This window comes from Clostridium sp. BL-8 (genome assembly GCF_002006495.1).
Classification (GTDB): Bacteria; Bacillota; Clostridia; order Clostridiales; family Clostridiaceae; genus Clostridium.
The window spans coordinates 1-14,680 of record NZ_LZZL01000109.1; the positions used below are offsets into that span (position 1 = coordinate 1).

The 14,680-nt window shown below is 29.8% G+C and carries 15 protein-coding genes and 1 pseudogene; 14 read left to right on the forward strand and 2 right to left on the reverse strand.

Going from position 1 to position 14,680, the window contains the following annotated elements; translation table 11 throughout:
• Nucleotides 1–413 precede the first annotated feature (413 nt).
• From CLOBL_RS24060 to CLOBL_RS24125, 14 genes and pseudogenes are all read left to right on the forward strand, one after another.
• Nucleotides 414–1,013 carry an NADPH-dependent FMN reductase gene (locus CLOBL_RS24060; RefSeq protein ID WP_077861334.1) on the forward strand — a complete coding sequence of 200 codons (600 nt, stop codon included), beginning with the start codon at nucleotides 414–416 and terminating at the stop codon, nucleotides 1,011–1,013.
• Between the two features lie 14 nt (nucleotides 1,014–1,027).
• Entirely contained in the window at nucleotides 1,028–3,451 is a 2,424-nt protein-coding gene (locus CLOBL_RS24065; protein ID WP_077861335.1) for a flavocytochrome c, read from the forward strand.
• 496 nt (nucleotides 3,452–3,947) lie between these two features.
• The gene (locus tag CLOBL_RS24070; protein WP_077861336.1) at nucleotides 3,948–4,673 is read left to right on the forward strand and encodes a DsbA family oxidoreductase; all 726 of its coding nucleotides are present in this window, start codon (nucleotides 3,948–3,950) and stop codon (nucleotides 4,671–4,673) included.
• Nucleotides 4,674–4,893: 220 nt separating this feature from the next.
• The gene (locus CLOBL_RS24075; RefSeq protein WP_077861337.1) at nucleotides 4,894–6,213 is read left to right on the forward strand and encodes an SEC-C metal-binding domain-containing protein; all 1,320 of its coding nucleotides are present in this window, start codon (nucleotides 4,894–4,896) and stop codon (nucleotides 6,211–6,213) included.
• Nucleotides 6,214–6,619: 406 nt separating this feature from the next.
• Complete coding sequence (locus CLOBL_RS24080) at nucleotides 6,620–7,015, forward strand: hypothetical protein (protein ID WP_077861338.1); 396 nt, start codon at nucleotides 6,620–6,622, stop codon at nucleotides 7,013–7,015.
• A gap of 208 nt (nucleotides 7,016–7,223) precedes the next feature.
• Nucleotides 7,224–7,742: pseudogene (locus CLOBL_RS24085) on the forward strand (IS1595 family transposase); the annotation flags it as partial.
• A 122-nt stretch (nucleotides 7,743–7,864) separates the two neighbouring features.
• Nucleotides 7,865–8,383: a methyltransferase gene (locus CLOBL_RS24090; protein ID WP_077861339.1), complete on the forward strand. Its 519-nt coding sequence runs from the start codon at nucleotides 7,865–7,867 to the stop codon at nucleotides 8,381–8,383.
• 322 nt (nucleotides 8,384–8,705) lie between these two features.
• Nucleotides 8,706–8,900 (forward strand): DUF6366 family protein, encoded by a 195-nt coding sequence (locus tag CLOBL_RS24095; protein ID WP_077861340.1) that lies wholly within the window; start codon nucleotides 8,706–8,708, stop codon nucleotides 8,898–8,900.
• A 222-nt stretch (nucleotides 8,901–9,122) separates the two neighbouring features.
• Nucleotides 9,123–9,482, forward strand: coding sequence for a hypothetical protein (locus CLOBL_RS24100; protein WP_077861341.1), 360 nt, complete (start codon nucleotides 9,123–9,125; stop codon nucleotides 9,480–9,482).
• Nucleotides 9,483–9,840: 358 nt separating this feature from the next.
• Nucleotides 9,841–10,449 carry a hypothetical protein gene (locus tag CLOBL_RS24105; RefSeq protein WP_077861342.1) on the forward strand — a complete coding sequence of 203 codons (609 nt, stop codon included), beginning with the start codon at nucleotides 9,841–9,843 and terminating at the stop codon, nucleotides 10,447–10,449.
• Between the two features lie 118 nt (nucleotides 10,450–10,567).
• Nucleotides 10,568–11,023, forward strand: a complete 456-nt coding sequence (locus CLOBL_RS24110) for an ACP phosphodiesterase (RefSeq protein ID WP_242953908.1) — start codon at nucleotides 10,568–10,570, stop codon at nucleotides 11,021–11,023.
• A gap of 68 nt (nucleotides 11,024–11,091) precedes the next feature.
• Nucleotides 11,092–11,508, forward strand: coding sequence for an Lrp/AsnC family transcriptional regulator (locus CLOBL_RS24115; RefSeq protein WP_077861343.1), 417 nt, complete (start codon nucleotides 11,092–11,094; stop codon nucleotides 11,506–11,508).
• Nucleotides 11,509–11,656: 148 nt separating this feature from the next.
• Entirely contained in the window at nucleotides 11,657–12,421 is a 765-nt protein-coding gene (locus CLOBL_RS24120; RefSeq protein WP_077861344.1) for an MBL fold metallo-hydrolase, read from the forward strand.
• Nucleotides 12,422–12,476: 55 nt separating this feature from the next.
• A complete protein-coding gene (locus tag CLOBL_RS24125) occupies nucleotides 12,477–12,977 on the forward strand; it encodes a GNAT family N-acetyltransferase (RefSeq protein ID WP_077861345.1) in 501 nt (166 codons plus the stop codon).
• A gap of 190 nt (nucleotides 12,978–13,167) precedes the next feature.
• Here CLOBL_RS24125 and CLOBL_RS24130 read toward each other — a convergent pair whose 3' ends face one another.
• On the reverse strand, nucleotides 13,168–14,142 hold the full coding sequence (locus tag CLOBL_RS24130; RefSeq protein WP_077861346.1) for an oxidoreductase: 975 nt from the start codon (nucleotides 14,140–14,142) through the stop codon (nucleotides 13,168–13,170).
• An 87-nt stretch (nucleotides 14,143–14,229) separates the two neighbouring features.
• Nucleotides 14,230–14,680, reverse strand: a 451-nt coding sequence (locus tag CLOBL_RS24135; RefSeq protein ID WP_179117827.1) for a 4Fe-4S dicluster domain-containing protein, incomplete at its 5' end; no start/stop codon positions are given.

Consider the following 14,680-nt stretch of genomic DNA (forward strand, 5'->3'; position numbering starts at 1 on the left):
ATATGAAAATAAATAACGAGTCCCAAATAGCCTTGCAAGTGGACTTGTTATTTATGTGATAGTGCCTTAACTCATTTATCTGATGTCTAGCCACTGTAATACCCCCACTTCTTTAAACGGGGGATAAATGAGAATCCAAATCTTGTATTTGGTTAATCGAACTTATACAAATCACATTAGTGATTTGTGAAACAGTGGCACGACCCTAGACGAGGTACCCCTTGAGGGTATAAGTTCAACTAAGATTCAGATGGAGATCAAACTCCACCTGAATCAAGTTTCACTTGATTCTTGTGTTCGATTATAACAAATATGTTATCAAACTTCAATAAATAACTATTAGATACAATATAATTAATATGTTAAAATTATATCAAACATATGAAATTTTGAAATACAGAAAGGGGATTACTATGAAGTATTTAGCAATTGTAGGCACTAACTCAGATGTGTCAACTAATCGTATGCTGCTTCAATTTATGCAAAAGCATTTTTCGAGTGAGGCAGAGATAGAACTATATGAAATTAAGGATTTACCTGCCTTTAATGAACCAGAGGATTCTGATGTTCCTGAAAAGGTAGCAGAATTATCAGATAAAATTTTAAAAGCAAATGGAGTAATAATAGCAACTCCAGAGTATGATCATGCCATACCTGCGGTTTTAAAGAGTGCTCTTGAATGGATTAGTTACACTAGTCAGGCACTTACTGACAAGCCTGTTTTAATAGTGGGGGCTTCTCTTGGTACACTTGGTTCTTCTCGTGCACAAGCACATCTTAGACAAATACTTGATTCACCTGAGCTTGCTGCTAGAATCATGCCAAGCAGTGAATTCCTTTTAGGAAAATCACAAGGTGCATTTGATAGCGCAGGAAATCTTATCTATTCAGATAAGCTATCAGAACTTGATGAAATTTTTAGAGAGTTTCTTCTATTTACAGATATTACATCAAAACTTTTAGCAGAAAAAGTTTTACATAAAAAAGTTAAAAAATTCACATGGCAAGAGTAGGAGGATTAATATCAATGAAATTTATAGCAATTGTTGGAACTAGTGCAAAAAGATCATATAATCGTAAACTACTTCAGTTTATGAAAAAATACTTTGAGTCGAAGGCAGAAATAGAAATACTTGAGATTACAGATGTTCCTATGTTTAATCAATCTGATAATCAATCCTCAAGTGAAGTGATACAGATGTTCAATAATAAGATTACAGCAAGTGATGGTGTTATTATAGCTACTCCTGAGTATAATCACTCAATTCCATCTAGTCTTAAAAGCTTAATTGAATGGCTAAGCTTTGATCTTCACCCACTTGCTGGCAAACCAGTAATGATCATTGGTGCTTCTCTTGATAGTCAAGGTTCTTCTCGTGCACAGCTACATCTTCGTCAAATATTAGATGCACCTGGTGTTGATGCAAATGTAATGCCAGGATATGAATTTTTACTTGGAAGTGCAAATAAAGCATTTGATGATGAAGGTAATCTAAATAATGAAAGAACCATAGACTTCTTAGAAATATGCTTCTTACGCTTCATGCGTTTTGCAAATATTTCAAATCAACTTAACGAAGAAGAAGAGTTTACCTTTAACCCAGGAGTATATGAGGTAGATGCAATAGGTCATAGTGGAAGTCTTCCAATGAAAGTATCCTTTAGTGAAGACAGAATAGAAAGTATAGATATAAATACAGATGGAGAGACAGAAGGACTTGCAGATGTAGTTTTTGTAAGAATACCAGATAAAATAATTGAAGGACAGACATTAAATGTTGATGCTCTTTCTGGTGCTTCTGAAACTAGTAATGCTGTATTAGATGGTGTGGCCAAAGCAGTTAAACTTGCAGGAGTTAACCCTGATATACTTAAGAGACGTCCAAAGCCTGCTAGCAGTCTTATAAAAGAAGACGAAGAATATACTTGTGATGTAGTAGTTGTAGGCGGAGGCGGTGCTGGATTAAGTGCAGCTGCAACAGCACTTCAAAATGGCAAAAGTGCTATTGTTCTTGAGAAATATCCAGCAGTAGGTGGAAATACAATACGTTCAGGTGGTCCTGTCAATGCTGCAGATCCAGAGTGGCAGATGCAGTTTGAAGAAAATAAAGGAGAAAGACATACAATTGAAGAACTACTAGATACAGATGAGAGCTCAATTCATCCAGAATACATAGATGATTTCCGTGCACTTAGAGAAGAATTTTCAGAGTACAAGAAAAAGTTTGAAACACAAAAAGGACATCTATTTGACTCTCCACTACTTCACAGAATGCAAACATATTTTGGTGGTAAAAGAACTGACCTTAATGGTAACACAATATACGGCCAATATGACCTAGTAAAGATACTTACAGATAGAGCTTTAGAAAGTGTTAAATGGCTAGAAGATATAGGGGTTGAATATGATAAGAGCATAGTATTTGCTCCAGTTGGTGCACTTTGGCGTCGTGGTCATAAGCCTACAAAAAGCCATGGTTCATCATTTATACTTGCACTAACAAAATATGTACAAGATAACTCAGGAAAAATCATTACTGATAGCCCTGTAAAAGAATTTATCATAGAAGATGGTGAAATAAAAGGAGTTATAGCAACTGGTGTCAATGGCCAAAAGATAACTGTTCATGCAAAAGCAGTAGTCCTTGCAAGTGGTGGTTTTGGTGCAAACACAAAGATGCTAAAAGAATACAACACTTACTGGAATGAAATAGCTGATGATATAAAAACTACAAATTCATATGCTATGACTGGTGATGGAATAGTACTTGGTAAATCTGTAGGAGCAGCGCTTACAGGAATGGGCTTTACCCAAATGATGCCTGTAGCTGATCCTGAAACTGGTGAACTATTCAGTGGAGTTCAAGTACCTCCTGAAAACTTTGTAATGGTAAATAAAGAAGGAAAAAGATTTATTAATGAATTCTCTGGAAGAGATGTATTAACAAAAGCTGCAATTGAACAGGGTGGTTTATTCTACCTTATAGCTGATGATGAAATAAAGAAAACTGCAGCTAATACAAGTCAAGAAAAGTTAGACCGTCAGGTAGAAGCTGGTACTTTATTTAGAGCCGATACCCTAGAAAAGCTAGCAGTAAAAGTTGGTATGGATCCTGCAGTTCTTGTAGACACTATTAATAAATATAATTCATATGTTGATGCTGGTTTTGATCCTGAATTCCATAAGGATACATTTAGCTTAAAAGTTTTAAAAGCACCGTTTTATGCTACTCCTAGAAAGCCAGCAGTTCATCATACAATGGGTGGACTTAAGATAGACACTAAAGCCCACGTATTAGATGAAAATGATAAACCAATTAAAAATCTTTATGCTGCTGGAGAAGTTGCTGGAGGTATCCATGCAGGTAACCGTCTTGGCGGTAATGCATTAACTGATATATTTACCTTCGGAAGAATTGCTGGTAAAACTGCAATTGATGAAATGAAATAGTTAAGGCAAATGGGCTTGTTATTTATTTGATTGTGCCTAATGTTTAGATAAAGAGCCAGATACAAAGACGAAGAGCCTATAACACGCATAAGTAAAAATGCTGTTATAGGCTCTTTCTCTTATTATTCAATAGATATTGTACATTATAAAAATTAAGTTTTTCTTTTAAATGTTCGGTAGAGTATACATGATATCGAAATTGGTAAAAGGACTGCAGATAAAGAATAATTGCTACTGAAGTTATGTACTAATTACAGCAAAAATATATTGACAAGTGCAATTACATTTATTACAATTAAATTGTAATAAATGCTTTGTAATGCTATAAAAAAGATAAATTTTAGTTTTTGTATTTTTATAAAGCAAGGTGGTTTAGCCATATTAGCAATAATTCTATTAATTTATTTAATGTAGGAATTAACATGAGAGAATTAAGAGAAAGTTTGATTTTTAATTAAAATTTTATAATATAAATACTCGGAAGGAAGTGTTAGAAATGAAAATAGAAGTATGGTCTGATTTTATGTGTCCATTTTGCTATATGGGCAAAAGGAGATTAGAAATTGCTTTAAATAAATTTGAACATAGGAATGAAATTGAATTAGTTTTTAGAAGCTTTGAGCTTGATTTAGCGGCTAAAAAGAAATTTGATGGAAATATTCATGAAATAATAGCAAAAAAGTATGGCATATCAGTAGAGCAAGCTAAAGTATCAAATAATCAAATTGTTGAACAAGCTAAGGCTATTGGTCTTGACTATGATTTTGATAATTTAATTCCAACTAATACTTTTGATGCACATAGGATAACACACTATGCAAAAACAGAAGGAAAGATGAATGAATTAGCAGAAAGAATTTTAAAAGCATACTTTATAGATTCACTAAATATATCTGATTATAAAGTATTGGCTGGCCTAGCTGGTGAAGTTGGTCTTAATACTCATAAAGCATTACAAGTATTGGAATCAGATAAGTATGGAGCGGAAGTGAGAAGGGACGAAGAAATCGCCTCAAAGCTTAAAATAAACAGTGTTCCTTACTTTGTATTTAATAATAAATATGCAATATCTGGTGCGCAACAACCTGAGTTGTTTTTAGAGATATTGGAGAAAGTAAGAAAAGAAGAACTCTCATTACCAATAGAGAAATTTACAGTGGAAGAACAAAGTCAAGAAAATAATAGTTTAGGAACTTGTTCAGATGGCAAGTGTAAAATTTGAGACTGCATTGGAATGATTAATTTCTTAAAAAATTAATAAAGAACTAAGAGTTGGCTATTTCAAAATAGGAATTTAATTTCAATTTTGAAATAGCCTTTGGTATTTTATCAGATAAAATAGAAAGTACTAATGAATTGTTGACTTAAATTTAATTTATATATAAAATCAAATTTGTACTTAGGAATTAGCATGATTTTATATACAGGGGAGATAGAATTATTTGAAGAAAAAGAATGATTATAATAAACAAATAAAAAATGGAAAAGAAAATACAGGTAAATGCATTGAGATGAAAAAGTGCAATGAAGAGGAAAAAGAAAATAATAAATGCAAAAACTGTGGAGAACAAGCAAGTTATTTTAGTGATGAAAAAAATGGTTGGCTATGTGAGGATTGCAGAAGCATAGAAGATGGGTTAGATAAACTTGCTGATAAAATAGAGAAAAAGCTAAGTAAAAGAGTTTATTCTTTTGATTTAAATGAATTAATAAATTGTTTATCTAAAGATGAAATATATAATATAGCAAGAAATCTTGGAGTAAATAAGATATCAGGTTTAAATAAAGAAAAATTAATTGAAACATTACTTAAAGAATATAAGAATTTGGTTGAAAAAAGAGCTTTATTCTTTGACGAAGAAAGATATAAGATTTTAAGAAGTTATGTGGATAGCAAAGGTGTAAAACATTTTGATGATATTGATGAAGAGGAAGCAGATAAGAGCGTATATTTTATACAGCAAGGAATGCTCTTTCCAATTGTAAAAGATGGGATATCGATATTTTTAATGCCTGAAATAGTACAAGGATTAATCAAAGAAAGAAATAATATTGAATATAGACGTTTAATAAAATTCAATAGTGAAATTGTAAATATCTTTAGGGCAATGAATAAAGTATATGGTATTTTAAAACTAAAAGATGCTAAAGAGATAATAGAAAGATATTTGAATATAGAAAATTGTGAATTAGAAGAGTTAATTAGAGAGGCAACATATTACTACAATGAATATAGAGAAGAAGGAATGTTTATTGTTAATAATGAAATAGATAATTTTGATGAACTATTAAAGGATATAGATACAGAAAAAGATTTAAGTTATGCCATGATTTCGAAAGAAGAATTATTAAATATGTTAGAAGAAAATTGGGTTTATAATAGTAAAGCAGGAAAAACTTTTTATAAAGAGTTTACTAATATGTTTAGAGTAGATAGAGACATGTTAATAGCTATGATGGAAGACTTGATTTTTGATGTTCAAGAGAATGAACCTAAAGATGCAGTAGATAAAATGATAGAATTAATTAATATTGAAAATGACGAAGCCAGATATGTTGCATCTAGTATGATGAATAAATTTGTTAAGAAAATTAGGTTATGGAGATATAAGGGTTCAACCACTAATGATATTAAATCAAATGTAGTTAGCTTAAAGGCAAATAAGGATATAAAAAGAAATGATCCTTGTCCATGTGGTAGTTTAAAAAAATATAAAAAGTGTTGTGGTAAAGATGAGAAGGTTATTAATTTATTGGAATAATTATTAGATTACTTTAATTAAGGAATCAGAAATAAAATAACAAGTTAAGTATACAAAATGTACAAGTATAATTATTAGTTATTTTTTTGACGGTTCCTTATTAATTTTATTTTGCCTTGAAAAATATCCACTGGTTAAAATTTAAACCTTCGGGATATCTAGCTTAATAGTGGAAGAATAAAGTTAAGTTAAATAATCTTTAGAAAATCCTTAGAAATATAACAAGGTATTCTTTGAAAATTATGTTTATTATTAGAATATAGCCGGTAAAAATAAGATCTTTAGAAGGAAAGATGGCATAGTATTTATATGATTGTAGAATATCTATGATTTATTAAGAAACTAATACATAATTCTTTAAAACTGATTATATTTTTATCACAATATTTTAATAAAGGAGGATATCATGAAATTAAATTCTCATCAAAAATCTTTTGTATGCATTATACTTTTTGGATTAATTACATTATTATCATGCTACACAGTTATAAAAGAAAATAATAAAACAACATCAATAACTAGGCGTATGAGTACAAATAGAGAATGGACAGATTCTTCAAAAATTCCTTATACAATTAATTTTAATCAAGGAGATATTATACGATTTAATTATAAATCAACTATCAAAGATGGAAAATTATCGCTAAGATTTGTTGATTCTCAAGGAAACTTAATTTATGAGTTTGATACAGGGAAAAAGGGAGAAAAGGATATAAAAATAGAGAAAACCGATAAATATGAGCTTTTTATAGAAGGAGATAAATTTGAAGGAAATTACGAGATAATATGTAAAAAATCTTGAATAATAAAGTACAGCTTAGTATGCTACGTTCTACCTTTGAGCACTGCGGCTTATCAATTTGTATCAAGTTCAGTCATTCTTCCTTAACAAAAACCCCCGGGGGTTTTTGTGATCGAAGCGAATTTGCTACATAATCACCCTTATTAGATTATTGGCTTTTTTTATATTAGGTGAGCTGCATGAAGAACCAAAAAGATTTAATCAGATAAATATGCCAAGACACTCTCGTAAAAGAGGCAAACAAGTTAAGAAGAGAGGCATCTCAAAGGAACAAGTCTGCATTGCTACTGCTATTGATAGACAGGGTAATTTAATCATGGAATTATCATGTAAAGGTAGAATTACCTCTAAGGAATTAGAAAAATTATATGATGGATATATAAGCAATGAGTCTATACTTTGTACTGATAGTCATAAAAGTTATATACAATTTGCAAATGATTTATCATTAGAACACAAACGTATAAAAAGAGGTAAACATAAGGAAGGATTATATCATATTCAACATATTAATTCTCTACACAGTAATTTAAAGAAATGGATGAATAGGTTTAATGATGTTGCAATAAAATATATCAACAACTATATTAAGTGGTTCAAATGGCTTCAAATATTTGATACAGATAAAGAAATAATAAAGGCTAAAAACTTTATAGTTCAAAGCAATGTGGTATATTCATATACCAAAGTAAAAGATTTAAAAAATAGAGAATCAATGTATGTGTGATATTTTGTAAATTATGTTACAATAAGTATTATACAGGACTATAATCTAATGAACAATAGTTAGAAAAGACGAATAACTAAAATAGAAATGTTATAGAGCAAGAAACTAAAAGGTGGGGTAAAATGAATGCATTTTTGACAGTAATACCACTAATACTTATTAGGTATGGGATTTTAAGTATAATAGACAAAGAATCACTTAAACGTGCAGGTTTCTTTGCTCCATTAATCGGAAGAGAAAAAGTAGCATTCTGGGTTTATCAAATTACAACCGTCCTTATTTTACTATATCTATTATTACTCAAAATCAAAACTGACTCTGATTGGTTTTACATAGGTTTAGGAGTATATAGTTTAGGAATTATTTTATATGCTGTATCTATACTAAATTATGCTAAGCCTAAAATGAATGGAATAAATTTAAATGGATTATACCGAGTATCCCGCAATCCTATGTACATTGCATATTTTATTTATTTTTTAGGGTGTGCATTGCTAACACATTCCTTGATATTATTTGCGTTATTAATCTGTTTTCAAGTATCCGCACACTGGATTATTCTTTCAGAAGAAAGATGGTGTATTAAGAAATTCGGAGAAGAATATATAAAATATATGAATAAAGTGAGACGTTATATTTAGACAGTTATGCTATAACTCTATTATTCAAGTTATGGTTTGTGATTATTCACCAAGGAGAATAATTGCAATGTAATAAGTTCCAACATTGAGCATTATAGGTGGACAATCCACCTATAATTTTTTAAGGCTATATTTCAACATTATATTAAAACATAGCCTAACAGAAAAGGGAAAAGATTTCGACAATGTTTTATATGCAATAAGAATATGGGGAGAGAAGTGGCTATTAAATAGAGAGATATAATATTTCAAAGTATGTTATTGTTAATGGATAGTAGTAAATGTATATTTGCTAAATCATTTAGTAATAGAGGATAAAATTATGGATGGAGAAGATAAACGTAAAATAGAAGAATATAAAAAAAATCCAATTGCTAACTTTACTGACTCAGTAAACCGTTCGCAGATAGGTGATTTAAGTCAGTTAACAAAAGGAAATTCGCTTACAAGAATTATTACTAGCGTTATAGTTATTGGAATACTGGTCTTAATATTCTTTGCTATTAATAATCAATAATAATTATTAAGGGTGTTATAACTTGCCATATGCTTAAATGGGCTTGTAGCTAGTTTAGAATGCAATATTCTTAAATTCAATCCTAAAAACCACATTATTCTAAATGAATGATGTGTTTTTTTATACCATAAATGAAATTTTACGATAAGAATATCATTTTGACATAAAGTAAATTAACTCAATTATATATATACTAATGCTTTAGAATGGGGGATGATATTGATGAAATTAAAACCAGTAACGATGATAATAAACAAACTTATATTTATTGCTGGCATAATTGGGTTTATAACTATACTTTTTAATGTGAGATTATCTGCAAAAATGGAGACAATACTTTCAATATTTTTAATTATTGGTAGTATGTCCGAGTTTATAGAGACTCGAAAATTTAGAAAGTTAATTTATCCGTTAATTATAATTTACTTTCTAATATTACTACCTATTATAGAAAATTTTATTTACAATAGGTTTTTATATATTGGAGTAGTTGTACTAAGTATTATTAGTGCTTTGATGATCCTATGTAATGAAGTGATAAATACTATCAAAGAAAAAAATACTAGGCTAAATAATAAATGATAAATTCTAAACGAATTTTCAAGAAAGGATGGCGGATAATTTGGCACGACCATCAAAAAGTGTTGAAGTTATGAGTAGGAATCTTATAAAAGTAATTTCTAAAATTTCATTTTACAGATTTTTTGCATGAAGGATTTAATAACGTCAATCTTAATGAAGAACCACTAATATTTAATTTTAAAAGTTAAGTGATTCTTAAAGAAAAAGTAAAATCTAAAGATATTATTCATTATAATTGCTCCTTTTATTTTATTGTGATAAAATTATCGCGTACCTGGATAATAATTTATTACAAATATTTTTACGAGTACAATTATTTTAATACATAGTATCTTAAAAGATACCAAGGAGTGTAAGCATGGAAGAAAACTTAAGCTTAGAAAATTTAAATGCAGAAGAAATATGGGAAAAGTTATATAACAAAGAATTAAATTGTAAGAAGAACATTTTAGAATATATTGATATTGCTAAGATACTAAAAAAGGGTGAGGCTGACCCAGAAAAGATTCAAGATACTTATAATTTTATCTATGATAATATTGAGAAGATGTCAGATAAAGTTAAACCGAATACTGTTATGTATCTTCAAAATGAATTAAAAAATCAGTTTGGTAAATATGTAGTTGAAAAGGAGCCTAAAGAAGAAGATGCCTTTATAAAATTCTTTAAGGAGGCATACCCTGTAAAAGATAGAAGAAAAGATTTCACTTGGGTTATGATGAATATTAACAACATAGTAGAAGAACAAATTTGGACTACATTAATTCACATTAACAGAGAATATATATGTCAAAGAATTAAATTAGAAGCTGAAGAAAAAGAATCTATAATTAAAATGATAAAAAAGGTAATTGAAAAAAATAATAAAAAATATATTAATCAAATAAAAAGTTTGGATAAATTATTAAATAATTTAAATATTAAAATAGTAAATGACAAGGATAAATTCAAGGTTAAAAAATTATAATTATGTAAAAAGAATTTTAATAATGCACAAGAGCATTGTTAAAATTCTTTTTTATTGATAAAGATTTTTATATTAAGTTCAGTCATTCTTCCTTCACAAAAAATCCCCGGGGGTTTTTATGAGTGAAGCGAATTTGCTAGAAACCATAACTGCAATAGCAATTACTACTAATTTTTTCTATTTCAAGAAGGCAATAAAGATGATAAAATTGTATAATTGGAAGTTGAAAGAAGAAAAAATGAATTATTTAGCTCATATATGTCTTTCAGATAATAGTGAAGAAAATATGCTAGGAAATTTTCTTGGAGATTTTGTGAATAGGTCTTTGGAAGATGAATTTAAATACTCCATAAAGTGTGGGATTTTCATGCATAAAAAGATGGATACTTTTACGGATTCACATCCGGATTTTTTAAGGAGTAGAGAAAGAATTTCAAAAATAAACAGGCGACTTTCAGGTGTGCTAATTGATATATTTTATGATCACTTTTTAGCTAAGAATTGGTGTGAATATTCTTCAATATCTTTAGAAGAATACGCAAATAATTTTTATAAAATACTTAAAAAAATTTAAAATAGATGATATTATTAAATTTTTAAATTTAATAAATGAGTTGTGAAACAAGGAAAGGAATTGAAAAAATGTTAGATAACACGGATAAGTGTATTTTAGAGGAGCTTTCTAAAAATAGCAGAATTAAAATGAAAGAACTTGGTGAAAAGGTACACTTAACAGGGCAAGCAGCCTCAGCTAGAGTTGCCAAATTAGAGGATAGTGGGGTTATTGAAGGGTATACCATCAAAGTTAATGAAGAAAAGTTAGGATTATCTACTCATGTAATGTTAAACATTTATACTAAAAGTACTTTTCATAAACCATATCTTTCATTTATAAATTCACAAGAGAATTATATAATACATAATTACAAAATTAGTGGTGAGGGCTGTTACCTACTAGAATGTAAATTTCCATCTAACGAAATGTTGGATAAATTTTTGGTGGAACTAAATAACTATGTAAATTATAGATTAACTATTATTATAAATGAAGCAACATAAGTATTTTGTGCTCTTTTTTAAATAGAAAAGAAAGAATTATAATTACTTTCATTATTCAAGTTAAAACATGAAAAGACTTGATTTTATCTATGTAAATCAAATTCTATATAGTATAAACTTGTACGTAGATAAAAAAGGAGTTGAAATTATGAATATTAAACAAATTCGAAATGCTACAATAATCGTTCAATATGCAGGAAAAAAGTTATTGATCGACCCAGTTTTAGCAGATAAGGGGACTTATCCACCTTATCCTAATTCGCTAAGACAAGATGAATTTAATCCATTAGTTAATTTACCAACATCAATTGATGAAATTATCAATGTAGATGCTGTAATTGTGACTCATTTACATAGAGATCATTTTGATGATGTGGCTAAAGAGATATTACCTAAAAATATAAAATTGTTTGTGCAAGATGAAATAGATGCTAAAGAATTAAAGAAAATTGGTTTTAAAAATATTGAAATTTTACACGAAAATACTATCTTTGAGACTATTAAATTATCTAAAACAAATGGGCAGCATGGAACTGGAGAAATAGTAAAGCTTATGGGTAATGTGTCTGGTATTGTCTTTAAACACCAAGATGAAAAAACTTTATATGTAGATGGAGATACCGTATGGTATGAAGGTGTTAAAGAAGTTATTGAAACTCATAAACCGGAAATTATTGTTGTAAACAGTGGAAATAATAAATTCTTAAACTCTAACCCTTTAGTAATGGGAAAAGATGATGTTTATGAAGTTTGTAAAGCTGCACCCAAGGCAAAAATTATTGCTAGTCATATGGAAGCGTTCAATCATTGGACATTATCTAGAGAGGAATTAAGAAACTTTATTAATGAAAAAGGAATTTCTTCTAACGTATTAATACCAGATGATGGGGAAGAATATGTCTTTGCATTATAATTTACTTCAAACGTAATAAAAAGAATTGATAAAAGATTTTTAAGGGGAAATAGATATGGATATCATTAAAGGTCAAAGGCAAGATTTATCAGATATTATTAGTATAATTTCTGAATGTACAGAACTTATGAAAAGCCAAGGAATATTTCAATGGGATGAATATTATCCTACTATAGATATTGTAGAAAACGATATTGATGATGGAAATTGTTATGTTATGAAGCACAATAACAGATCAGTTGCTTATGTTGCAATAAATGAAGAAGAAGAGGAAGGTCTTAATAGAATAGTTTCTTCCACCAATGAAGGAAAGAGTTTAGCTATTCATAGATTGTGTGTGCATCCTAATTTTCAAGGAAAAGGAATTGCAAAAACAATATTAAAATTTATTGAGGAATTTTGTAATAAAAATGCTTATGATTTCATTAGATTAGATGCTTACAGTGAAAACAAAAATGCACTTAAATTATATGAAAACTTTGGATATAATAAGGTTGGAGAAGTATTTTTCCCAGGAGTAGAACTTCCTTTTTACTGTTATGAAAAATATATTTAAAATAATCTTCATTTGCTTAACTAAAAAATGATGTAATAAAGAAGAATATAAAAAATGGCCAGGATGTATAAGAAGTCCTGACCTTTTTTATAACTTAGTAGTGATAATTGAAACCTTAGATTTACAAAAGTTTATGGCATTATTTTTCGGCGAGTTTGTTAGAAATAATCTTTATTCCATTTTATTTTAATTAATTAGTTTTAAAGATAACGCCGGTAAGGTCCTCGCTGAGTTTCCATAAGCGTTCCGCTAGCTCAGGATCTATTGCCCATGGGAGTACCCCTGTCATAATTTGCCCTAGTTCTCCTGTTAGAGAGCTTTCTTGGATGACATTTGCAATATCAACGTTCATGCAATACACTCCACCTTTTCCTTCTAGTTGAGGACTGGTTGCACACCATACGCTTGTTGCAGCGCCCTGTTCGGTAGTTTGAAATTCACTGCCTCCTGCATTTTTTTCTTCATCTGACATATAGCGTATTAAATCTGTTGAAGTAATTCTGCCTGGATGAACTGAAAAGGCACGAATGCCGTATTTTTGTCCACGTTTATCAAGTGCAACTGCAAAAAGAGAATTGGCTGATTTAGATTGACCATATGCTATCCATTTGTTATATTCTCTATTTTTAAAGTTTGGATCTTCAAAATTTACACCACTAAAGCGGATTCCAGTTGATGAAAGAGAAATAACTCTTGCTTTTCCGGCTTTTTTTAAGGCTGGCCAAAGCCGTGCTGTCAATTGAAAATGACCGAGATGGTTTGTCGCAAAGTGTGATTCGAAGCCTCGAGAATCTCTGTTTAGTGGAGCTGCCATGATTCCAGCGTTATTGATAAGGATATCAAGTGCTCTGCCAGAATCTAGAAACTTCTGCGAAAATGCATCAATGGATGATGGATTTATTAGATCCATTTCTTCTAGTTCAACCTTAGGCATATTTGCAATTGAGCTACGAGCTTTCTCTGGTGTTCTTGCGGGTATAATGACTGTTGCACCTGCTTCAGCTAGAGCACGAGTGGTTTCTAATCCAATTCCAGAATATCCTCCAGTAACAATTGCAGTTTTACCAGTTAGGTTAATTCCATTTAAAACCTCCTTTGCAGTTGTTTGAGGTCCAAAACCTGATTGGATTGGAGCTTGTTGTGTAATTTCATAGTCATTAGACATGTTTAAAGCCTCCTTTTAAATATCTTGAACTAATCCAAATAATTTATACTTAAATAATAAATGTATAATTTATTGCTATTATAGATGTTAATATGGTTCGGTTAAAACCTCATGTGCCTTTTTAAGTAGCTCAGGTATTTCTAAGCTTTGTGGGCAGTGCTTCATACACAATTTACATGAAACACACTTATCTGCTCCAGCACCTGAGGAAAGTAACATTCTTGAATAAGCTACCTTATCTACTGGATTAGGTTTTACAATTTCATACTTATTATAAAGCTTAAAAACTTCAGGGATGTTAACTCCCCTTGGGCATGGCATGCAATAACGGCAGCCAGTACAACCTATGCTTGCTTTTGATTCAAACGCTTTTTTTATTGAGGCAATGAGTTTTTGATCTTCTTCTGACATAACATTAGGCTTTGCCTGATTAAATATTCTAAGGTTATCCTTTAACTGTTCAAGAGTGCTAGTTCCGCTTAGTATAACAGAAGTTTCTGGCATATTGTATAGCCAGCGGAAACACCATTCTACAATA

Coding starts and splice junctions, on each gene's coding strand:
- CLOBL_RS24060 (WP_077861334.1), top strand. CDS start 414: ATGAAGTATTTAGCAATTGTAGGCACTAACTCAGATGTGTCAACTAAT.
- CLOBL_RS24065 (WP_077861335.1), top strand. CDS start 1,028: ATGAAATTTATAGCAATTGTTGGAACTAGTGCAAAAAGATCATATAAT.
- CLOBL_RS24070 (WP_077861336.1), top strand. CDS start 3,948: ATGAAAATAGAAGTATGGTCTGATTTTATGTGTCCATTTTGCTATATG.
- CLOBL_RS24080 (WP_077861338.1), top strand. CDS start 6,620: ATGAAATTAAATTCTCATCAAAAATCTTTTGTATGCATTATACTTTTT.
- CLOBL_RS24090 (WP_077861339.1), top strand. CDS start 7,865: ATGAATGCATTTTTGACAGTAATACCACTAATACTTATTAGGTATGGG.
- CLOBL_RS24095 (WP_077861340.1), top strand. CDS start 8,706: ATGGATGGAGAAGATAAACGTAAAATAGAAGAATATAAAAAAAATCCA.
- CLOBL_RS24100 (WP_077861341.1), top strand. CDS start 9,123: ATGAAATTAAAACCAGTAACGATGATAATAAACAAACTTATATTTATT.
- CLOBL_RS24105 (WP_077861342.1), top strand. CDS start 9,841: ATGGAAGAAAACTTAAGCTTAGAAAATTTAAATGCAGAAGAAATATGG.
- CLOBL_RS24110 (WP_242953908.1), top strand. CDS start 10,568: ATGAGTGAAGCGAATTTGCTAGAAACCATAACTGCAATAGCAATTACT.
- CLOBL_RS24115 (WP_077861343.1), top strand. CDS start 11,092: ATGTTAGATAACACGGATAAGTGTATTTTAGAGGAGCTTTCTAAAAAT.
- CLOBL_RS24120 (WP_077861344.1), top strand. CDS start 11,657: ATGAATATTAAACAAATTCGAAATGCTACAATAATCGTTCAATATGCA.
- CLOBL_RS24125 (WP_077861345.1), top strand. CDS start 12,477: ATGGATATCATTAAAGGTCAAAGGCAAGATTTATCAGATATTATTAGT.
- CLOBL_RS24130 (WP_077861346.1), bottom strand. CDS start 14,142: ATGTCTAATGACTATGAAATTACACAACAAGCTCCAATCCAATCAGGT.